This window comes from Bacillus sp. FSL K6-2861 (assembly GCF_038630725.1).
Taxonomy (GTDB): domain Bacteria; phylum Bacillota; class Bacilli; order Bacillales; family Bacillaceae; genus Bacillus; species Bacillus velezensis.
The window spans coordinates 4,079,978-4,100,244 of the sequence record NZ_CP152037.1; the positions used below are offsets into that span (position 1 = coordinate 4,079,978).

Annotated in this window: 18 protein-coding genes, 1 pseudogene and 1 riboswitch; of the genes and pseudogenes, 6 read left to right on the plus strand and 13 right to left on the minus strand. The window is 42.1% G+C overall.

Annotation, left to right across the window (positions count from 1 at the left end; all coding sequences use genetic code 11):
- Nucleotides 1-45: 45 nt before the first annotated feature.
- Nucleotides 46-501 (plus strand): RDD family protein, encoded by a 456-nt coding sequence (locus NYE62_RS20235; protein ID WP_224462915.1) that lies wholly within the window; start codon nucleotides 46-48, stop codon nucleotides 499-501.
- A gap of 36 nt (nucleotides 502-537) precedes the next feature.
- Here the strand turns inward: NYE62_RS20235 and NYE62_RS20240 are convergent, their stop codons facing one another.
- Nucleotides 538-1,224, minus strand: a complete 687-nt coding sequence (locus NYE62_RS20240) for a VOC family protein (protein WP_032868067.1) — start codon at nucleotides 1,222-1,224, stop codon at nucleotides 538-540.
- 298 nt (nucleotides 1,225-1,522) lie between these two features.
- On the opposite strand from NYE62_RS20240, the gene ahpC reads away from it, so the two are divergent.
- The gene (gene ahpC / locus NYE62_RS20245) at nucleotides 1,523-2,086 is read left to right on the plus strand and encodes an alkyl hydroperoxide reductase subunit C (RefSeq protein ID WP_004393188.1); all 564 of its coding nucleotides are present in this window, start codon (nucleotides 1,523-1,525) and stop codon (nucleotides 2,084-2,086) included.
- 13 nt (nucleotides 2,087-2,099) lie between these two features.
- Nucleotides 2,100-3,629, plus strand: coding sequence for an alkyl hydroperoxide reductase subunit F (ahpF, locus tag NYE62_RS20250; protein ID WP_025650071.1), 1,530 nt, complete (start codon nucleotides 2,100-2,102; stop codon nucleotides 3,627-3,629).
- A gap of 44 nt (nucleotides 3,630-3,673) precedes the next feature.
- On the opposite strand, the gene NYE62_RS20255 is transcribed toward ahpF, so the two are convergent.
- Both NYE62_RS20255 and NYE62_RS20260 read right to left on the minus strand, forming a co-directional pair.
- Complete coding sequence (locus tag NYE62_RS20255) at nucleotides 3,674-4,906, minus strand: Fic family protein (protein WP_156240528.1); 1,233 nt, start codon at nucleotides 4,904-4,906, stop codon at nucleotides 3,674-3,676.
- A 139-nt stretch (nucleotides 4,907-5,045) separates the two neighbouring features.
- Nucleotides 5,046-6,392, minus strand: coding sequence for an amino acid permease (locus NYE62_RS20260; protein WP_007614904.1), 1,347 nt, complete (start codon nucleotides 6,390-6,392; stop codon nucleotides 5,046-5,048).
- A gap of 145 nt (nucleotides 6,393-6,537) precedes the next feature.
- Nucleotides 6,538-6,618, minus strand: a riboswitch (glycine riboswitch).
- Nucleotides 6,619-6,916: 298 nt separating this feature from the next.
- On the opposite strand from NYE62_RS20260, the gene fbp reads away from it, so the two are divergent.
- The gene (gene fbp, locus NYE62_RS20265) at nucleotides 6,917-8,842 is read left to right on the plus strand and encodes a fructose-1,6-bisphosphatase (RefSeq protein WP_014419314.1); all 1,926 of its coding nucleotides are present in this window, start codon (nucleotides 6,917-6,919) and stop codon (nucleotides 8,840-8,842) included.
- Between the two features lie 39 nt (nucleotides 8,843-8,881).
- Here fbp and NYE62_RS20270 read toward each other — a convergent pair whose 3' ends face one another.
- The 6 genes from NYE62_RS20270 to NYE62_RS20295 form a co-directional block, all read right to left on the minus strand.
- Nucleotides 8,882-9,340, minus strand: coding sequence for a (2Fe-2S)-binding protein (locus NYE62_RS20270; RefSeq protein WP_015418586.1), 459 nt, complete (start codon nucleotides 9,338-9,340; stop codon nucleotides 8,882-8,884).
- Complete coding sequence (locus tag NYE62_RS20275; protein WP_342497156.1) at nucleotides 9,333-10,175, minus strand: FAD binding domain-containing protein; 843 nt, start codon at nucleotides 10,173-10,175, stop codon at nucleotides 9,333-9,335. The genes NYE62_RS20270 and NYE62_RS20275 overlap by 8 nt, the downstream gene beginning before the upstream one ends.
- Nucleotides 10,162-12,492 carry a xanthine dehydrogenase family protein molybdopterin-binding subunit gene (locus NYE62_RS20280; protein WP_342497157.1) on the minus strand — a complete coding sequence of 777 codons (2,331 nt, stop codon included), beginning with the start codon at nucleotides 12,490-12,492 and terminating at the stop codon, nucleotides 10,162-10,164. The genes NYE62_RS20275 and NYE62_RS20280 overlap by 14 nt, the downstream gene beginning before the upstream one ends.
- A 5-nt stretch (nucleotides 12,493-12,497) precedes the next feature.
- On the minus strand, nucleotides 12,498-13,118 hold the full coding sequence (locus NYE62_RS20285) for an NTP transferase domain-containing protein (RefSeq protein WP_342497158.1): 621 nt from the start codon (nucleotides 13,116-13,118) through the stop codon (nucleotides 12,498-12,500).
- Complete coding sequence (locus tag NYE62_RS20290) at nucleotides 13,115-14,131, minus strand: XdhC/CoxI family protein (protein ID WP_342497159.1); 1,017 nt, start codon at nucleotides 14,129-14,131, stop codon at nucleotides 13,115-13,117. Before NYE62_RS20290 ends, NYE62_RS20285 begins: the two co-directional genes overlap by 4 nt.
- Nucleotides 14,132-14,199: 68 nt before the next feature.
- The gene (locus tag NYE62_RS20295) at nucleotides 14,200-15,216 is read right to left on the minus strand and encodes an FUSC family protein (RefSeq protein ID WP_342497160.1); all 1,017 of its coding nucleotides are present in this window, start codon (nucleotides 15,214-15,216) and stop codon (nucleotides 14,200-14,202) included.
- A 100-nt stretch (nucleotides 15,217-15,316) separates the two neighbouring features.
- On the opposite strand from NYE62_RS20295, the pseudogene NYE62_RS20300 reads away from it, so the two are divergent.
- Nucleotides 15,317-15,480 (plus strand): annotated as a pseudogene (locus tag NYE62_RS20300) (fructose-bisphosphatase class III); the annotation flags it as partial.
- Nucleotides 15,481-16,246: 766 nt separating this feature from the next.
- On the plus strand, nucleotides 16,247-18,025 hold the full coding sequence (locus NYE62_RS20305) for a hypothetical protein (protein ID WP_064115212.1): 1,779 nt from the start codon (nucleotides 16,247-16,249) through the stop codon (nucleotides 18,023-18,025).
- A gap of 165 nt (nucleotides 18,026-18,190) precedes the next feature.
- On the opposite strand, the gene rlmH is transcribed toward NYE62_RS20305, so the two are convergent.
- From rlmH to NYE62_RS20325, 4 genes are all read right to left on the minus strand, one after another.
- Entirely contained in the window at nucleotides 18,191-18,670 is a 480-nt protein-coding gene (gene rlmH, locus NYE62_RS20310; RefSeq protein WP_013354196.1) for a 23S rRNA (pseudouridine(1915)-N(3))-methyltransferase RlmH, read from the minus strand.
- Between the two features lie 80 nt (nucleotides 18,671-18,750).
- The gene (locus NYE62_RS20315; protein ID WP_004393147.1) at nucleotides 18,751-18,921 is read right to left on the minus strand and encodes a CxxH/CxxC protein; all 171 of its coding nucleotides are present in this window, start codon (nucleotides 18,919-18,921) and stop codon (nucleotides 18,751-18,753) included.
- Between the two features lie 153 nt (nucleotides 18,922-19,074).
- Nucleotides 19,075-19,245 (minus strand): hypothetical protein, encoded by a 171-nt coding sequence (locus NYE62_RS20320; RefSeq protein ID WP_007407875.1) that lies wholly within the window; start codon nucleotides 19,243-19,245, stop codon nucleotides 19,075-19,077.
- A gap of 287 nt (nucleotides 19,246-19,532) precedes the next feature.
- A complete protein-coding gene (locus NYE62_RS20325; protein WP_342497161.1) occupies nucleotides 19,533-20,228 on the minus strand; it encodes an ABC transporter substrate-binding protein in 696 nt (231 codons plus the stop codon).
- Between the last annotated feature and the right edge of the window lie 39 nt (nucleotides 20,229-20,267).

Here is a 20,267-nt window from a genome sequence, read left to right on the forward strand (position 1 = left end):
TTACGTATAATATTCCAGATTAAAGCAAGGGAGAGAAAAAGATACATGGAAAGACCGGCAGGATTTTGGATTCGGTTTCTGGCTTACGTCATTGATCAAATCATCATAGGAATTCCGATTTTTATCATTCAATTTATGGTCTCTTTTTTATTTGCGGCAGGCGTTGCGGCGGCTGACCCCTTCATGACCGAAAATCAGTTTAACATCTCTTTTCTGGTGTTCGGCGTCATCCCGATTCTTGCGAGCTCTTTTGTGATCAGTATCTTATATTTCAGCCTGCTCACGGCCTCAAAGATGCAGGGGACACTGGGAAAAGCATTGCTCGGCCTTAAGGTCGTCAATGAGGATGGCGGACGGATATCCATCGGCCAGGCCTTCGGACGCGCTTTCGCATATGTCATATCTAAGCTCATTCTTTATATCGGATTCATCATGGGCGCCTTCGGAGAGAAAAAAACGCTGCACGACATCATGTGCAGCACCCGTGTTGTCTATAAATAATGGCCTCAAGTCCGGGCCTTTTGAGCCCGGGCTTTTTTATGACGGCTGTGCCCGCCTGATGTCAATGCCGCCCTTTCCGTCAGCCTCAATGCGGATCGTCCCGTTCACAATGACAGACAGCGGATGGAACTCCGCATGCTGATCAGAAAAAATCCAGCGGCGGCCGCTCGGCCCTAAAAGCAAAAACGCCCCATCATTGTAATCACCCATAAAATGAAACCCGTTTTCCCTAAGAGGCGCATGCTTTCTCACCGGAATGCCGAAACGCTGCAGCTCCCTCCCGGTTGATACGACTTCGGCAGCCGTCAGGTTCACCTCGCCGATATTCAGAACGGACTCAATCGAAAAATGTTCCGCGCTTGGCGGCGATGTTTCTCTCGCGATGAATTCCGCCAGATTGTTGGACGGATCTTTGAAATAAAAGGAACGCGCCTGAATATGAGAGAAATACACCTCATCCTCCCCATCTTCCGTTTGAAAAACGACTTTATCCTTCATCCACGCCTTCGCCTCATCAAAACGATTATTTGGAATGTTAAACGCGAAATGATACGTCGGATGAGAGTGAGAATCTGCGCGCCTGAATTCCAACTCACTTTCTCCCGCCTTGATGGTAAACGAATCACCGGACTCATCAATTAAAGGAAAACCTAACACCCGTTCATAGAAATGTTTCGTCTCCTCCAACGCACAACTGTACAAAGTAATGTTATTTATTTGCATGATCATACCCCCTTTGGTTTATACTGCCATATAGAAGGGTTGATTCCTACTGTTTCGATTCACCAATTGAGAATCCCCCTTTCGCCCGGCGTTAAACATGACAAACAGCGCCAAACCGCTTATACCAGGCGTTTTTAAACATCTAAAGCAAAAAAAGCAGAAAATAATACCCCATATAGCTTGACAAAAAATAAATGTTATTTAATAATCTATATATAATTAGAATTATTATTGAAAGATAAAGTGAATGCTTTGTCTTTTTAATATATTTCAAATCACATTTCAGGAGGAAGATATTATGTCTTTAATCGGAAAAGAAGTACTGCCATTCGAAGCAAAAGCTTTCAAAAACGGTGAATTCATCGATGTAACAAACGAAGATTTGAAAGGTCAATGGAGCGTTTTCTGCTTCTATCCAGCGGATTTCTCTTTCGTTTGCCCGACTGAACTTGAAGATCTTCAAGGACAATACGCTGCACTGAAAGAATTAGGTGTTGAAGTATACTCTGTTTCTACAGATACTCACTTCGTACACAAAGGCTGGCATGACAGCTCTGAAAAAATCGGCAAAATCACTTACGCAATGATCGGTGACCCATCTCAAACGATCTCCCGCAACTTCGACGTTCTTGACGAAGAAACTGGTCTTGCTGACCGCGGAACATTCATCATCGATCCTGATGGCGTTATCCAAACAGTTGAAATCAATGCAGGCGGTATCGGCCGTGACGCAAGCAACCTTGTAAACAAAGTAAAAGCAGCTCAATACGTTCGTCAAAACCCAGGTGAAGTCTGCCCGGCTAAATGGGAAGAAGGCGGCGAAACACTTACACCTAGCCTTGATTTGGTAGGTAAAATCTAAGGAGTGCATTCCATTGGTACTTGATGCAAATATCAAAGCACAATTAAATCAATACATGCAGCTAATTGAGAACGACATTGTTCTCAAAGTAAGCGCCGGTGACGATGACACTTCTAAGGACATGCTGGCTCTCGTTAATGAGCTGGCTTCCATGTCATCTAAAATTTCAGTTGAAAAAACTGAATTAAACAGAACACCGAGCTTCAGCGTTAATCGTACCGGAGAAGACACAGGCGTTACATTCGCCGGTGTTCCTCTCGGCCACGAATTTACATCATTAGTGCTGGCATTGCTTCAAGTCAGCGGCAGAGCGCCTAAGGCTGATCAAAAGGTCATTGACCAGATTAAGAACATCAGCGGAGAATACCGCTTCGAGTCTTATATCAGCCTGACGTGCCACAACTGCCCTGATGTCGTCCAAGCATTAAACATGATGAGCGTGCTCAACCCGAATATCACTCATACAATGATTGACGGCGCGGCATTCAAAGAAGAAGTGGAAAGCAAAAACATCATGGCTGTTCCGACTGTATTCTTAAACGGTGAATCTTTCGGAAGCGGCCGTATGACCATCGAAGAGATTCTCGCAAAAATGGGCAGCGGCGCAGATGCGTCTGAGTTTGCCGACAAAGAGCCGTTTGACGTTCTTGTTGTCGGCGGCGGACCTGCCGGCGCAAGCGCGGCGATCTACACGGCTCGTAAAGGCATCCGCACCGGTGTCGTCGCTGAACGCTTCGGCGGCCAGGTACTCGACACCATGAGCATCGAAAACTTCATCAGCGTCAAAGCGACTGAAGGACCGAAGCTCGCTGCAAGCCTTGAAGAGCACGTGAAAGATTATGATATTGACGTCATGAACCTTCAGCGCGCGAAACGCCTTGAGAAAAAAGACCTCTTCGAACTTGAACTCGAAAACGGCGCTGTACTGAAAAGTAAAACAGTGATCCTTTCAACAGGTGCCCGCTGGCGCAATGTCAACGTACCTGGTGAGCAAGAGTTCAAAAACAAAGGTGTTGCATACTGCCCGCACTGTGACGGACCATTGTTTGAAGGCAAAGACGTAGCCGTTATCGGCGGCGGAAACTCCGGAATCGAAGCGGCGATTGACCTTGCAGGTATCGTCAATCACGTGACTGTGCTGGAATTCGCGCCTGAACTGAAAGCAGACGAAGTCCTGCAAAAACGTCTTTACAGCCTGCCAAACGTCACTGTGCACAAAAATGCACAAACGAAAGAAATCACAGGCGACCAAAACGTAAACGGCATTACGTTCGTTGACCGTGAAACAGGCGAAGAAAAACACGTTGAACTCCAAGGTGTATTCGTCCAAATCGGCCTCGTGCCTAATACAGAATGGTTAGACGAAACGGTCGAACGCAACCGCATCGGCGAAATCATCGTCGATAAGAGCGGCGCGACAAGCGTTCCCGGCCTATTTGCCGCAGGGGACTGCACAGACGGCCCGTACAACCAAATCATTATCTCCATGGGATCAGGTGCAACTGCCGCTTTAGGCGCATTTGATTATTTGATCCGGAATTAATGTGAAAGCCGCCATATGAATGGCGGCTTTTTTAAATATACTAATTAAGAAGGCAGTATTTCCTCTAAACAATCCTCGCTGATTTTATAAGATTTTGGCCTTCTGCTTACCAGCTCAACAAATCCTTGCTGTTCTAAATAATCCATTACTCTGTTAATTTTATGTCTCGATTTATTTGAGAGCTCCATTAAATCTTGCACCGACAGCGTAACCTGATCATTTACAAATACATTAATCGTGATAATGATATTAAAAATATCACGTTCATCTTTATAATCAGCCCATTGATCGCTATCAATATAGTTCCTAATTCGTTTCAGTTTCATTAAATTAAATTCAAGATCCTCAATAATTCCTTTTTGTCCTGACAGAAGCAATTCCAGCATATCCATTAAATAAAAAGTCAGCTCTCCCCGGTTTAAAGGTGCGGGAATTTCCTCTAATGCCTTATAATACTTATCTTTGTTCTTATTAACTGCGTAAGAAAAAGTGATGGCTGAATATTTTTCTAAGTATCGGGACAAATAACTCCCAACGATAAGGCGTCCTGTTCTTCCATTGCCGTCATAAAAAGGATGAATGTATTCATAGTAGTAATGAGCTGTCATGTAACGATACAGCTGGGGATGTGTTTCATCATGAAGATAAGCAATTAAAGCCTCAAGCGCTTCTGTTATCTTTTGTTCAGAATTAACGCCGATATGGGTGGTCATGTTCCCATCGTTCACTTCAACATAGCCTTTTCTGAATAGCTCACCATCCGGCGCATCTTCTGTTCCGATTTCATCTGCGACCAGCTCGTCATATAATTCCCTAAAGTCATGAATGCTTGTAAACGACGGAATTCGGTCTATAAATTGATATGTTTTCATCAATCCGACAAACCGCTTATGTGAGGGCTCGGATTGTTCTAACGCTTTAAGAGCCTCTTTCAATTCTTTTTTTGTACTGCGGATTCCTTCAATTTCATTATTACTCTGTGCTTCATTAATAATTAATTTATCAAAATAAGGTTTGACGGCAAATTCAGGGAGCTGACTGATAAGGGATGAAATTTTGGAACTGTTTAACAACACTTCATTATTCAGCTTCATGAGTTTATGTGTATTCACATAAAATAGCTCAAATGAATCGTCCGTGGGTCGGCCTTTTCGGAACCCCCGTATGTTTAATGATGTTGAATAACTGCCATAGCTGCTTGTTCTCTTTTTAAATTCTTTCTCATATGAATCAGCATCCGTTTTATAAAAAAGCTTAGATAACTTCTCATACTTCATATTATCACCTCGCTTAATTTAAAATTATACACTTTTTTGAATTATACAATCATTATAGCCTGATTCCTAACAAATATTCTCGCTTTCCAATCAAAACAAAAAACGGCATACTGCATGGCAGTACACCGTCTGAAGCAATTCAATCTGTCTTTCTCCCTCTCGCCCGATAGATAAGAAATAATCCAATAAACCACAGCGGCGTCAGCAGCAAAGCCGGGCGCGTTGCATCCGCAAACAGCATAATCACCAGAATGACGGCAAACAGCGCCAGCACGGCGTAATTGATAAACGGCGCAAACGGCGCCTTGAAAGACGAGCTTGCATGTAAGTCCGGACGGGTTTTCCTGTATCTGATATGACAGACCAGAATCACGCCCCACACCCAAATGAAACAAATCGCGCTGATGGTGGTCACGATGCCAAAAGCCGCTTCCGGTATCAATTTGCTTAAAAGAGCGCCAGCTGACAGCACAATAACCGATATCCATAATGCGCGGCTCGGCACATGATTTTTATTCAGCTTCGCAAAACTTGCAGGCGCTTGTTTCGTTTTGCTTAAGTTATACAAAATCCGGCTTGTTGAAAACATCCCGCTGTTACAAGCAGAAGCGGCAGACGTTAATACGACAAAATTAATGATTCCCGCGGCTAACGGGATGCCGACCAGGCTGAAGGTCTTTACAAAAGGACTTTCCGCCGCATTCAGCTGCATCCACGGATTAATACATAAAAGAATGAGCAATGCCCCGACGTAGAAAAATAAAATCCGCAATGGAATTTTATTGATAGCGGACGGAATATTTTTTTTCGGATTTGACGTTTCCGCCGCCGACACACCCACTAATTCCACACCGACATAGGCGAAGATCACCATCTGGAACGAAAGCAAAAAGCCTGAAAATCCGTTCGGAAACAAGCCGCCGTGCTCCCACAGATTCGCCGCTGAAACCGTTCCGGTATGCGTTTTGAACCCAATCACCAGCAGAACGACACCGATGACAATTAACGCGAGAATCGTGACTACCTTAATTAAGGCGAACCAAAACTCCAATTCTCCAAAAATCTTAACCGTTAACAGATTAAGCCCTAATAAAATGAGCAAACAGATAAGTGCCGGAATCCACTGCGGAATATCAAACCAATATTTCACATACACACCGACGGCGATCACATCCGCCATAGCCGTCATAATCCAGCAAAACCAGTAGGTCCAGCCGGTGACAAACGCTGCACGCGGCCCTAAATACGCCTCGGCAATATCCGTTAATGATTGGTAGCCCGCTTTAGATAACAGCAGTTCTCCCAGCGCCCGCATGACGAAAAAAAGCGCAATACCTACAATAAAATACGCAAAGATGATAGAAGGACCCGCCAGCTGAATCGCCTTACCGGACCCTAAAAACAATCCGGTGCCGATCGTGCCGCCAATGGCGATCAGCTGCACGTGCCGATTCGATAAGTCCCTCTTTAGCTCTCGCTGCTCCACATCTGACTCCTCCTTACCTCTCTAGTGAACGACGAGCAAAAAAAGCCAATAAAAAAAGAGATTGGATGCCCTCCAATCTCATGGTCATAAGAATATCAAATTATATCTGCGCCGCTGACAATCAACAGCATGACAAATACATATTCGGTACTCTTCTGTCCTTTTGCCTGAGATTGTGAACCCTTCGGCGCCGCGGAAAACCCGCGGTCTCTCCAGAAGCCGCTCCTGCTGTAGTTCGACCCACAGCAATCATAGCCTGCTACGTATTGAGTTTCTAATAGAAATACCTATCAGCTAACTTTTTATTTTAATGGAAGTTGAATGCATTGTCAATAGAGGGATGAGCTGCACGGCGTTATCCCGGTCCAATTTTTGATGCCTGAAGCGCGTATTTTCCGTTTTCATTGTCTCAAAAAGGCGTTATGCGGTACTATCATATAAGGTCTAATGAAATAAACATTATGTCATACTTTAAATTCACCTTACCATACAATTGCTCGTAAATAAAAAGGGGATGGACGAGATTGGAAACGAAATATTTAGATCTGCTCGCACAAAAATACGATTGTGAAGAAAAAGTGGTCACGGAAATCATTAATCTGAAAGCGATACTGAACCTGCCGAAAGGAACCGAGCATTTCGTCAGTGATCTGCACGGGGAGTATCAGGCATTCCAGCACGTGCTGCGGAACGGTTCAGGAAGGGTAAAAGAGAAGATTCGCGATATTTTCAGCGGCGTCATTTACGATAGAGAAATTGATGAACTGGCGGCTTTGGTCTATTATCCGGAAGACAAACTGAAGCTGATCAAACATGACTTTGATACGAAGGAAGCATTAAACGAGTGGTATAAAGAAACGATTCACCGGATGATTAAGCTCGTTTCTTATTGTTCTTCCAAGTACACCCGCTCCAAATTGCGCAAAGCACTGCCCGCCCAATTTGCTTATATTTCTGAAGAGCTGCTGTACAAAACAGAACAAGCCGCCAACAAAGAACAATACTACTCCGAAATCATAGAACAGATCATTGCGCTCGGCCAGGCCGATAAGCTGATCACCGGCCTTGCCTACAGCACGCAGCGATTGGTGGTCGACCATCTGCATGTTGTCGGCGATATTTATGACCGCGGACCGCAGCCGGATAAGATCATGGAAGAACTGATCAACTATCATTCAGTGGATATTCAATGGGGGAATCATGATGTTCTCTGGATAGGCGCTTATTCCGGCTCAAAAGTATGCCTGGCAAACATTATCCGCATCTGTGCCCGCTATGACAATCTGGATATTATTGAAGACGTTTACGGCATCAATTTGAGACCGCTATTGAACCTTGCCGAAAAATATTACGATGATAACCCGTCTTTCCGCCCGAAAGCGGACGAAAACAGACCGGAAGATGAGATTAAACAAATCACAAAAATTCATCAGGCGATCGCGATGATCCAATTCAAGCTTGAGAGCCCGATTATAAAGAGACGGCCGAACTTTAATATGGAGGAACGGCTGTTACTGGAAAAGATCGATTATGACCGCAATGAAATCACGCTGAACGGAAAAACATATCAACTGGAAAACACCTGCTTTGCGACGGTGAATCCTAAACAGCCTGATGAGCTGTTAGAAGAAGAAGCAGAAGTCATGGACAAGCTGCTGTTCTCTGTTCAGAACTCCGAAAAGCTGGGCCGCCATATGAATTTTATGATGAAAAAAGGCAGCCTTTATTTAAAATATAACGGCAACCTGCTGATTCACGGCTGTATTCCCGTCGATGAAAACGGCAGCATGGAAACGATGATGATAGAGGATAAAGCTTATGCGGGCCGTGAGCTGCTCGATGTATTTGAACGGTTCTTACGTGAAGCGTTTGCCCATCCGGAAGAAACCGATGATCTGGCGACAGATATGACTTGGTACTTATGGACAGGCGAATACTCTTCCCTCTTCGGAAAACGCGCCATGACAACCTTTGAGCGATACTTCATTAAAGAGAAGGAAACGCATAAAGAAAAGAAAAACCCGTATTACTATTTGCGCGAAGACGAAGCAGCCTGCCGAAACATCCTGAAGGAATTCGGCCTCAACCCGGATCACGGCCATATCATCAACGGCCATACACCGGTAAAAGAAATCGAAGGCGAAGATCCGATCAAGGCAAACGGAAAAATGATCGTCATCGACGGCGGCTTCTCCAAAGCCTACCAATCCACAACAGGCATCGCCGGCTACACGCTCTTATACAACTCCTACGGCATGCAGCTCGTCGCCCATAAACACTTTAACTCCAAGGCCGAAGTGCTGAGCACCGGAACCGACGTCTTAACAGTGAAACGATTAGTCGACAAAGAGCTGGAGCGGAAGAAAGTGAAAGAAACAAACGTCGGTGAAGAACTGATGAAAGAAGTGGCGATTTTGGAGAAGCTGCGGGAGTATCGGTATATGAAGTGAAGAATATGGAGTTCAGGGATGATTCTCTGGGCTCTTTTTTTACGGTTTCCCTGTATGTAAAACGGATTTAACCGCTTCTTCAATCTCCCTATAACCCGTACATCTGCAAATATTGGACTCCAGCCAATTTTTTATCGTGTCATCACTTGCATTCGGCTCAGTATTCACTAAAGCATGACAATTCATGAGAAAACCCGGTGTGCAATAACCGCATTGAAACGCGAATTTTTCAATAAAAGCCTTTTGAATCGGCGTATTGATCAGTCCTTCAATTGTCGTAATGTCCTTTCCTTCCCCTTCTGCCGCAAGCATTAAGCAAGATTTCATCGGCACCCCGTCCGTTAATACCGTACAGGCGCCGCAATCCCCATTTAAGCAGCCCGGTTTTGCACCAGTTAATCCGAGACGAAGACGAAGAGCAAATAACAAAGTATCAGCCGGCCTGACCGTAATCTGTCTTTCCTCGCCATTTACTTTCAACGTAATAGGATCAGACATTTGGACCTCCTTCTAATTCCCGTAGGGCATCTAAAATTGTATTTTGCAAGACAAACATTCGGTATTCACTTGAGCCTTCTGCGTCATCAAGAACGGGTTTGGGTACATACTGTAAAGACCTGCTTACTCTTTCTTCTGCTGATCGGCTTTTATCGTTAAGCACAGCCTCCATTTCAGCAGAACGAAACGGAAATGGACATACGCCGCTGAAGGCCATTCTGATCTCATCATCTTTTTTCAGCGCACAGACCGTCACCAATGGATACCCGACATTCCACTGCTGTCTTCTTTTGATACTGACAAATGGCAGGTCAACGTACGCTCGATCGACAACGGCATGAAATAAAAAATCACCTTTTTGCAACTGTATTTCCTTGTTAAATACTTTATTTATGGGACGGTAATGAATCCCCGCTCTCCCTGCAATCCCTATCAAACTATCGGAAATTAACAACGGCAGCACGGCCTCACGGTAATAGATGCCCCCGCAAATGTTTCCGCCCAGGCTGATCTTATTTCGAGTCGTCCGATCGGCTATTTCACTGACTGTTTTACTTAATAGCGGAAATGGATTTTCTTCCTCCAGTTTCGTTAATGACACGCCCGCTCCGATCACCAGATCATTTTCATAAAAGCGGATGGTTTGAAATTCCGGAAGCGCGTTCATATCTATCACCGCATCCGTATAGATGATATTCAGCCTTCCTAACGTGATAATTTCCGTGCCGCCGGAATAATACATTGGTGTTTTCTTTTCGGCCGCAAGCAAGTGAAATAGATTGATTGTTTCTTGAATGGTCTTCGGTTTAAAATAGTCGAAATCAAACGGTATCATCTTTCCACCCCTCTTGCGTCCTCCATAATCGTTCGGGAATGAGAGGAAGTTGATTCAATTGGACACCTAAAGCGGCGGAAAGGCAATTTCCCAATGCTGCCGGCATCCCCAACAGTCCGTGTTCCCCGCCGCCGCGCGCTCCATAAGGGGCAATCACATGCGGGGTTTCAACAAATTCAATGATATATTCAGGCTGCTCTCCATAGTGAAGGGGGCGGTATGTTCTAAGCTGAGGATTTAATACTCTGCCATATGAATCAAATACAAAGGTTTCTCTTCCTCCAAATGCGATTCCCATACTCATCCCCCCCATTACTTGACCCCTAGCAGCTTTTTCATTCAGTACAGTTCCTATATCCACAACAGAATAGGCTTTTGTAATTCGGTACGTATAATCCCGTTTATCCAACTCAACTTCAATTCCCTGAGCACCTACAGCCCACTCGGGTCCCGGCTTTCCTCTTCCCGTTTCCCGGTCTAAATTCGTCATCCGGGTTAATGTGTAATTGCCGCTCGCAATGATTTGGCCGCCAATGGTATTTCCATGCGGAAACGTATATCCGTAAGCAATGTCTTTTATTTCAACATGTACAGAAGGATGATCTATAAAATAAACCTTTCCGTCGGCCACTTCCAATTCCTCGACAGGAACCCGCAACACACATGATGCCACGTCTTTCAGCTTTCGAATGGCTTCCTCCGCCGCATTCAGTACGGCTCTTCCGGCCATTAACGTCCCTCTGCTCCCCACGGTTTTCCAATGCTCGGGTGTTGTTTGTGTATCTATAAGCATTTTTACGTGAATTTTGCTTATATCCATTTTCATTCGTTCCGCTAAGATTTGGGCTAGCACTGTTTTTGTCCCTGTTCCAATTTCCACTACCCCTGACATCAAATTAATGCTTCCATCGGGATTAAAGGTTAGAATCACCCCGGATGTTGCATTTGTATCAAATGTTGAGGTTTTCCAAATGCAGCTGATTCCCTTCGCCCGTATCTTCCGGCCGTCGATTTCAATTCGCTGTCCCTCGGACCAATTCATTAATTCCTTCAATCTCTCAATGCATTTCGGCACATTTCCGACCGTGCTTGAATTGAGAAGAACTTGAGTCGGTGTGGTGTCACCGGGGCGAATGGCATTTTTATAGCGGAGTTCTAACGGGTCCATGTTCAGCTTTTCCGCCAATACATCCATCGTCCGCTCAAAGGCAAATAACACTTCAGCATGGCTGTAGCCCCTGAATGCACTTGGATATGGATGATTCGTATACATACAATATGAATCACACCGTATATGATCGATAGCGTACGGACCCGTACAATCAACCACCGCAGCCCGGCTGATGTCCACTCCTTTATCAGAATACGCTCCGCCATCAAATAAAAGCTGAATATCCGCCGCCTTTAAGATTCCATCCTTTGCAGCCCCTAATTTGACAATGGCATCCAACCCGATATGAACGGGAGATGTGATCAGATCCTCTTCTCTCGTATTAAACAATTTGACGGGCCGGCCTCCGACTGCTTTTGATGCCAAATAGGCAATCACCTCTAACTGAACGGCTGCTTTTCCCCCGTACGCTCCTCCTACTAAAGGCGTTTTGACGATCACCTTTCCGGGTTCGATTCCAAAATACCACTGCATTAATTTTTTCATGGCAAAAGGAGCTTGAGAGGATGTGGTAATGATAATCTCCTCATTCGCCCGAATTTCAACAATCGAGCATCTTGTTTCCATCGCAGCGTGATCAGAAGGGTTAAAGGAAATCTGGAATTCTGCTGTCACATCACTTTCCCTAAACCCGTCTTCAATATTTCCTTTTCTAACCTTATCCACGTTTGCGATATTTGTCTTCGGAACCGGGAATACACCTTTTGTCTTCTCATAGCGGTCCGCATTTTCATGGACGAGCGGCGCATCCTTTTGAAAGGCCTCACGGGGGGAATTGACGACGGGAAGAGGTTTATAGGATACTTTGATGGCATCCGCTGCCTTTTTAGCTGTAATCGGATTTTCCGCTACAACAACAGCAACCGGCTCACCATGGTATCTGACCCTTTTATAAGCAATCGGCGACCTGTCTTTAATTTCTTCACCTGCAAGCGGAAAAGGTTCATCACCCAATATCGCTCTCACGCCGGGAATCTTCCAAGCCTCTGAAAAGTCCATAGACACAATATCGGCATGAGCATATGGACTGACCAGCATTTTTGCGTGTAATGTGCCTGTTTCTTGAAAATCATCCGTATATTTCGCTTTACCCGTCACTTTTTCAAGGGCCTCTTTTCGAATGACACTCTTCCCGATATACTCCAACTCATTCACTCCCCGAATTTATTCAGCAGCAGCGTATAATCTTCAACTGTATCGACGTCATAAAAAAGCAAAGGGTCTTGAAAGCTGATCATTTTTCCCATATTGATCATACTTTCACGGATGACATGCCGGGCGCCCTGATCTCCCTTTAACTGAAGCAATACCGGAAAACATTGATTTGAGAATAAAATGGGGGGCATAGGAAGATGTTGATTTTCAGCGGAGATAAATGAATAACAGGGCTCCTTTTGATAGGAATCAATTAACGTATTGATGATATCTGCGGTGACAAACGGCTGATCTGCAAGGAGAATGATAACGGCGTCAGCCTCGTACTCTGCCGCTTTTTTCACACCGCATTGTATAGAATGGCCTTGGCCTTTACCCGCTTGCTCACATTCTGCCTGGCTCCACTTGCTTGATATGGGGTCTAAAAAGAAAAAATCCGAAAGCCAATGCAGTGGATCTCCCTTTCCCGTAATAACGAAAATATGATCTAATTCAGATAACAAGGCATTTTTAAGAGCTATACTTCCAAGGGAAACTCCATTGAGAACTAAACTTCGCTTATCCGTCCCCATGCGTCTGCTTGTACCGGCTGCCAGGTAAATGGCTGCTGTTTTCATAAGAGAGACCTTTGCTTTCGCATTTCTTTAATCATCTCGCCGACAATGCTTACAGCAATCTCCTGAGGGCCCTGTGCTCCGATGGAAAGCCCAATAGGGGAATGAATATCCTCGGGAATCTCAGCTCCGCCTAATAGCCGCTCGGTGCGCCTTCTGGGGCCTAATACACCTTTATAAAACACATTCTCGTTTTTTAATGTATGTAAAATGATCTGATCTTTTTGAAAGCTGTGCGTCATAATGACAACAAAATCCCTTTTTGTCATGCTCAGACCTTCCATGACTTCTTCCGGTGCTCCTGTAATCAAATGGCCGGCTTCAGGAAAATGGCCGTGATGACATAAAGCGGGACGCCAGTCAATCACCGTCACATGAAAGCCAGTGCCAGCTGCCAAAGAAACTAACGGCTTCGCATCTTCCCCTGCTCCGAATACATATAAACAAGGTTTTGGCACCATCTGATGGATAAAAAATAAATCAGAGGTATGTTCATCCCTCTTGATTCCCTTTTCCGTCTGTCTCAGTTTTTGAATACGGCCTTGTTCCATAACATCCCCGGTTCCAAACACTTCGCCATCTTCCACTATGTACAGCTCTTCCTTCGGCTCTAACGTTTCCGTGAATCGTTTCATTCGGGTCACAGACTTTTTTTCATCTAAGCATGCCTTGACTGTCATCAGATTTCGTTCCAATTCCCCTTTTACAGGCTCAAGTAAAACCGTCAAAACACCATTACAGCCAATGCCCTGTCCCCAGGATAAATCGTCTTCCGAGCTCATATCAAAGCGGACAATCAACGGCTCTCCTGCAGCCCAGACCTGTTCTGACCGTTCAACGAGATCTTCTTCCAGACAACCGGCGGATAACATTCCGACTCTTGTTTTATCCCCTAAAATCAGCATCGAAGCCCCTTCTTTCTTATAAGCGGACCCCTCTGTTTTAATAATGGTAGCCAGTACCTTAGCTTTTTTAGAAGTGGCGATGACATCCAAAATCCGGTGTATATCATCCATTTCATGTCCCCCGTTTTACCTGATCATATCTGCATCTGTAAATCCATATTCTTTTTTTCCAGAAAACATTACAAACGCTTCAGCAATTTTTTCGTTTCTAAAAAAAAAGAGTCTTTATAGACCTTATGACCGGGCGGCGGGTGCGACAGCATGTCGGAGCGGAGAGATTCCAATAACATGTCCTGTTCCTTCTGTTTCCAATTGTCTGTTTCACCCTGCTGTATTCCTATAAAACCCGCAAAGTATTCACTTAACACTTGTAAATCATTCCCCAGCTCCCTTTTGTCACTTGAAGATAAAGCTCCTTCTTTTTCCCAATCTTTTAACGTTTTCACTATATTTGACAGATACTCAAATCCGGCGTTCAACTTTTGCATCTCTATTTGATAGCTTGAAATGATGATTTTATGTTTTTTTCTGACGGGGTTGAATTTTAAGCTGTCAGAGGCTGTTTGCAGCATCTCTTTTGCCGTATGCAGCTCCTGCAGAAGATGGTTCATTCTATACGCCATGAGGTTTCCTTTTCCTTGTCCCCACTCTGATTGCACCCATTTGGAAAGGTCTGAAAGTGTGCCGGAAAGCTGACGAGCCAATGTTTGAAAAGAGTCCGCTGCCTTTTTTGTGTAGTCCGGCGGAAAAAGGAACATGTGAACCAGAATGGCGATAATGACGCCGATCACCGTATCGATGATTCGGTCGAATGCATAATCTTTAGCGTTTCGTTCAAACGTAAAGACCAACAAAATGGTGAGCGCTACCTGATGTAGAACCGTTACATCTATTCGTAACCACTTCGCAATGTAAGTACCGCCTAATAGGAACAGCCCCAGCATCCAGCCATTCATTGGCAAGTGACTGACAAGATAGGACGTTAGCATGATCCCAATCGCAGTTCCCGCAATACGATGAAAAGAAAAGCGAATCGACTGATCTATCGTTGGCTGCAAACATAAAATAACAGAAAGAGGCGCTAAATAGGGATGATCAGAACCCGCTAATTTTGCCGCTTCCCACGAAACAGCAGATGCAATCGCCATCTTCCAAACCAAAGATGTTTTGTTTTGAATTTTTTCACTTTTCATCATACGCCCCCTCCTTTCAGAAACCTTTTCCACTAGGTTTCCGTGACGGAAAGGGATTTATACTGACAACGGAAAAATGATTGTCATGGTCAGCGGCGGCTTCTCCAAGGCCAAAGTGTTAAGCACCGGAATTGATGTATTAACAGTGAAACGGTTAGTCGACAAAGAGCTGAAACGGAAGATAGTAAAAGAAACGAATGTCGGTGCAGAATTGCATAGGAAGTGGCTATTCGGGAGAGATTGCGGGAGGATCGTTATATGCAGTGAGGTAAATATGGGGTTCAGGAATTGTGCATTTTCTCAGGCTTTTTTTACAGTTTTTCAGTATACGCAAGTAATACTAGTGCATATAAGAAGACGCTATTATGCACGAACGCAAACTTCAAATAGAAATATCCGAGTATAATTAGGATCTGGTGCAAACAATGCGTTTTGAATGGCAGAGCACATTTTATTTAACTCAATTTCTCTTAATAGATAATGATAATTCAATAAATATCAAATAATAGTGTTTTATCTCTAGTGATAAATTTCGATTAACTAAGCAAAAGGAGTTCAAGAGTAGCTAATAAAGGAAAGTCACCTTTACATCTACAGAATTTGACTTTTTAAATTTTTGAATTATTTATTTTCAAGCTATGTAGTGAAACGGGATAAAGCTAGGTCTAAACTACAAAAGAGATTTATAGCTCAAAAAGATTGGTTGAGGAGTGTTAATACTTCAAGTATATATGTAACATTGATTATAAAACACAATCTAAATATAGCATTTGCAAGTATAGTTAATAACTAGCGATATAATGCTCCAACTTAAATTAGATAACATAAATAAACTTAAAAACCTTTTTATTTTATGAGAAACTCGACACCCTACTATAGATAATTGTTTTCATCAACACTCAATAACTATGTGGTTATTTGTGATACGGGAAACCGTGATGTACTGGTATCGGATTTGAGAACTACTTTTATTCTTTAAAATATATACTTCGCGAATAATATACCTTATAATGTAAACTAAGGAGATGAAGACATGGCCCAGTTAGCGGATTTTATTAATGACTCGACATTTATATCATCAATCAAAACTGCTTTCACTAACCTAAAAGATGATATTAATTTTGAGGATCATAATAGTAAAAAAATAATATCAGATTTACAAGATCTACATGTAGACAATAATCAATTCTTGAATACCTTAATAGAGAAATCGAAAAATTCCAGTGGTATTATTAATGGAGAAAGAGGCACGGGTAAGACTCACCTTTTATTATTATCCAATGACAAACTAAATAGTAGTATAAACAATCATAAAACTCTATCGATATATATAAATCTTAAAAATATTTCTTTTCCTCAGAGTGTTAATTCAGAAATTTTCAATCGTATTTTTAGTATTCACTTATATGAACAAATACAATTTCAGATAATCCGTTTACTAAAAAATTTAGAAGCCGATAATTTATTTGAAACTTTAAAGCTGCTCTTTAATAAAGATGAACGTGAAACTATTAAATCTTTTACAGAAGCTTTGACTATGTTAATTAATTTTAAAAATATTAGTCGGCTTGGTAACGTAAAAGTTTCTGAAGTAAGTACCGGTAGTTTAACACTTGAAAGTTTTCAAAAAGAAATTGATGAAATTTGTTGTAAAGTTAATGCTGGTATTACAGAAAAAAGTTTTTCTTTATCGAGTGAGCTAATGAATAAACAAATAGAAGAGTCCTCTGAAAAATTACTGAAGAATAATGACTACTTATCTTACTTAAATCTACATAGTGTAAAAGAAAATTTAGTTGCACTAGTAAACAAATTATCTTTAAATTCAATAGTCTTTTATATAGATGAGTGGGAAAAAATATACAAAAATGACAATATCCAAGAATATACAGCCGACTTTATAGATAAAATAAATGGCTCTCCTATCTATTTTTGGATTGCATTTGTACCGGGCAGAGGAAATTTACATCAACTTGTTCAAGGAGCTGACCTACAACATCCATTAAATTTGGATACATCTTTAATATATGAAGACTCTAATCATGAAAGAAGTAGATGTATCAATTATTTTAAAGAACTAGTAAATAAGCGTTTACATAAATATTTAGATTCCTACCAAGTTGATTACGGTACTTTATTTCGCAGCGAAGAGATTTTTAGAGAGTTGGTTATTGCTTCCATGGGTAATAGTAGAGACTTTGGATTGATGCTTAGCGAGTGTATTGACCAGTACCTAGCATACCGAACAGATGCCTTAACCCCTGGAAGACCTTTTCAATATATAAGTAAAGACATGATTGACTCTGCAATAAGGTCTCATGGTCAAACTAAACGGCGTAATATTATGTCTACAAACAATGAAAATATTATCTTAAAAGACATTGAGGACTTCTGTAGACAAAAAAAATCTAGTCATTTTGCAATAGAGATTACCAAGGAGAATATCGAACTCTTAAATAAACCTCAGTTTTCTGAACTCTTTTATCAAAGATTAATTCATTTGAGAAAAAGAGACGTTTCTAAAAAAGTAGGAGACGATGAAATACGCCTAGATATTTTTGCAATAGATTACTCTAGCACTTATTCCCTCCATAATAATGAAAAGCAATTTAATTTTTGGCTTGAATATTCACCAATCCATGATAAAGTTCGCCGTTATATATATTCTCCCAAAAAAATTTATGAACAGATCAGCATTTCCGAGGGTGAAAGTATGAATTGTAAAAATTGTAGACGAGTTGTTAATATTAATACTTACCAAAAACTTTGGGAAAAAAATATATGTCCTCATTGCGCTGAAAATCTTTACTGATCTTAGATGTTTAACTGAAAAAATAAGGAGTAGTTTCACTCTTTAAAGATAATGTCCTATTCACAATGCATAGGGCATTTTTCATTTTCCTTATAACAAAGAAAATATAAAAATAATGAAAATCTAAAGCATAACAGCATCCCACTTCGAGATGCTGTGAACCACTCACTTATGATAAGGCTCCCCACGATTAATCCGAAAAGCCCGGTAAATCTGCTCCACTAAAATCAGACGCATGAGCTGATGAGGAAATGTCATTTTTGAGAATGACAGTTTGTCGTCTGCGCGCTTCATGACGGCGTCGCTTAGGCCGAGTGAGCCGCCGATGACGAAGGTGATTTTGCTTTTTCCATAAGTCGCCAGCTTATCTATTGTATCGGCCAGTTCTTCGGATGTTTTCATTTTTCCTTCGATGGCGAGGGCGATGACGTGGGTGTCCGGGCTGATTTTGGCCAGGATGCGTTCGCCTTCTTTGTCTTTGACGATTTTCATGTCTTGGTCGCTCAGGTTTTCCGGAGCTTTTTCGTCCGGGAGTTCGATGATGTCGATTTTTGCGTAGGCTGAGAGTCGTTTTTTGTATTCTTCAATGCCTTGCTTGAGGTATTTTTCTTTTAGTTTTCCGATGGTCACAATATTGATATTCACAGGTCATCCCCACTTTAGAAACAAGTTATTCATATATATTGTCCACAATTGTGGATATCTTTTCTGTATTTTGTGTAGGATCATTCGTTCCCTACTAGATATGTTGCAGTGTCCCCACATAATTCACAGGCTGTGGATAAACTGTTAGTATGTTCGATTTTTCTGATTTCGGGCGGAAGCTCATGATCATCTATGTACATGTCCAGCACGGTTTCGATATGTTCTTCACAAGAATAATAAGCGGTTTTCATCGTTACGTCCTCCGGTTTTCTTTTGCACGCGGCAATTGTTCTCTTTTCAATATAACCTATTTATACACATGTTAGTAGTGCTTCGGGCTGAGTTTTATCCACAATTCGGCAAATCACGCGCAAAAAGAGCCGGTGTTTCCAGCATCCGGCTCTTTACGTGTTTTCTCTTTTTTCTAAGCGAAGGACGAACAGAATTCCTAATAGACACGCCAGCAGTGTAGAGCAAACATCAATCCAGTCCGGCTTTCCGCCGTTTAAAAAAGAGTTGGTTATTACGGAAACCAGGAGAATGGTTACGGTCACCGCGGCAAGCTTTTTCTTCATCGGCTCCCTCCTAAATTCCTCTATCTCTATGTTCGGTCGGCTTTTCTCTTGTTATATAGCCTTATCATAAGGGTCACAACGATATATACAATCATAATCAATGCCCCGTTGCTCATATCAGGGTATCCAATCAACATATTCATTATGACAAAAACAATGGTTATACAAATGACGGACAACAATAAGAAGATACTGAATGATTTCAAATGAACACCTTCTTTCTTGCAGTAACATTTCATTATAAAAAGCTTACCAAAAGCGGCAAGCTCTTTTCAAATCTGCATATTTCAACCAAAGAATTGTTCACAAATTTCTTTAGCACCTGCTTCGCCAACTCCATTTTCAATTGCTAAACATAAAGGCGAGCACACTACTGCGCCGACAGCACCTCCGACAGCCATACAAGCACCTGCGCAAGCAATACTGGATCCCAGCCCCAGCATTTTTGTGACTAAATCGTTACAGGACTCCAATTTTGATTTTGCCGGAGATGCTTTTTTGACAGAGTTCAATAAAGCATTATTCCCCTTGCCTTTTAATCCATCTTGATTAAAATCTTCATTAATAATTTCTTTATCGCCAACTCTTAATTTGAAGTTTCCTTCTTTTTTTTCTTTGTCCCATTTTCCTATACCCTCTACGGATAAAACGATTTGCTCAGTGTTTAAATTAATATACCTCTGCGCAAATGAATGATTTTGCTGATCTTCATAATGAACCAATGCAATCTTATGATCTTTATTATTTAAAACAGTCACAAAGACTTCTGTTTTATCTATATCCAAATCATCTCTGTCTTTGACGATATTCAAAGCTTTTTGTCTGTCTTTTTTACTTCCTTCAGACTTAATCGTTTTATCACAGACAGGGCATGTGATTTCATCTTTTATTGTCTTTGTACTAATAGCTTCTGTCACACCTGAAAAACTGAACATGAAAACAAAAATAACTACTCCCACTAACCATTTGAAACGTTTTTTCACTATATATCCTCCTTTTATTCAGTCTACTACTCTATATCC

Coding starts and splice junctions, on each gene's coding strand:
- NYE62_RS20235 (WP_224462915.1), top strand. CDS start 46: ATGGAAAGACCGGCAGGATTTTGGATTCGGTTTCTGGCTTACGTCATT.
- NYE62_RS20240 (WP_032868067.1), bottom strand. CDS start 1,224: ATGCAAATAAATAACATTACTTTGTACAGTTGTGCGTTGGAGGAGACG.
- ahpC (WP_004393188.1), top strand. CDS start 1,523: ATGTCTTTAATCGGAAAAGAAGTACTGCCATTCGAAGCAAAAGCTTTC.
- NYE62_RS20255 (WP_156240528.1), bottom strand. CDS start 4,906: ATGAAGTATGAGAAGTTATCTAAGCTTTTTTATAAAACGGATGCTGAT.
- NYE62_RS20270 (WP_015418586.1), bottom strand. CDS start 9,340: ATGTCTGATCCTATTACGTTGAAAGTAAATGGCGAGGAAAGACAGATT.
- NYE62_RS20275 (WP_342497156.1), bottom strand. CDS start 10,175: ATGATACCGTTTGATTTCGACTATTTTAAACCGAAGACCATTCAAGAA.
- NYE62_RS20285 (WP_342497158.1), bottom strand. CDS start 13,118: ATGAAAACAGCAGCCATTTACCTGGCAGCCGGTACAAGCAGACGCATG.
- NYE62_RS20290 (WP_342497159.1), bottom strand. CDS start 14,131: ATGGATGATATACACCGGATTTTGGATGTCATCGCCACTTCTAAAAAA.
- NYE62_RS20295 (WP_342497160.1), bottom strand. CDS start 15,216: ATGATGAAAAGTGAAAAAATTCAAAACAAAACATCTTTGGTTTGGAAG.
- NYE62_RS20305 (WP_064115212.1), top strand. CDS start 16,247: ATGGCCCAGTTAGCGGATTTTATTAATGACTCGACATTTATATCATCA.
- NYE62_RS20315 (WP_004393147.1), bottom strand. CDS start 18,921: ATGAAAACCGCTTATTATTCTTGTGAAGAACATATCGAAACCGTGCTG.
- NYE62_RS20320 (WP_007407875.1), bottom strand. CDS start 19,245: ATGAAGAAAAAGCTTGCCGCGGTGACCGTAACCATTCTCCTGGTTTCC.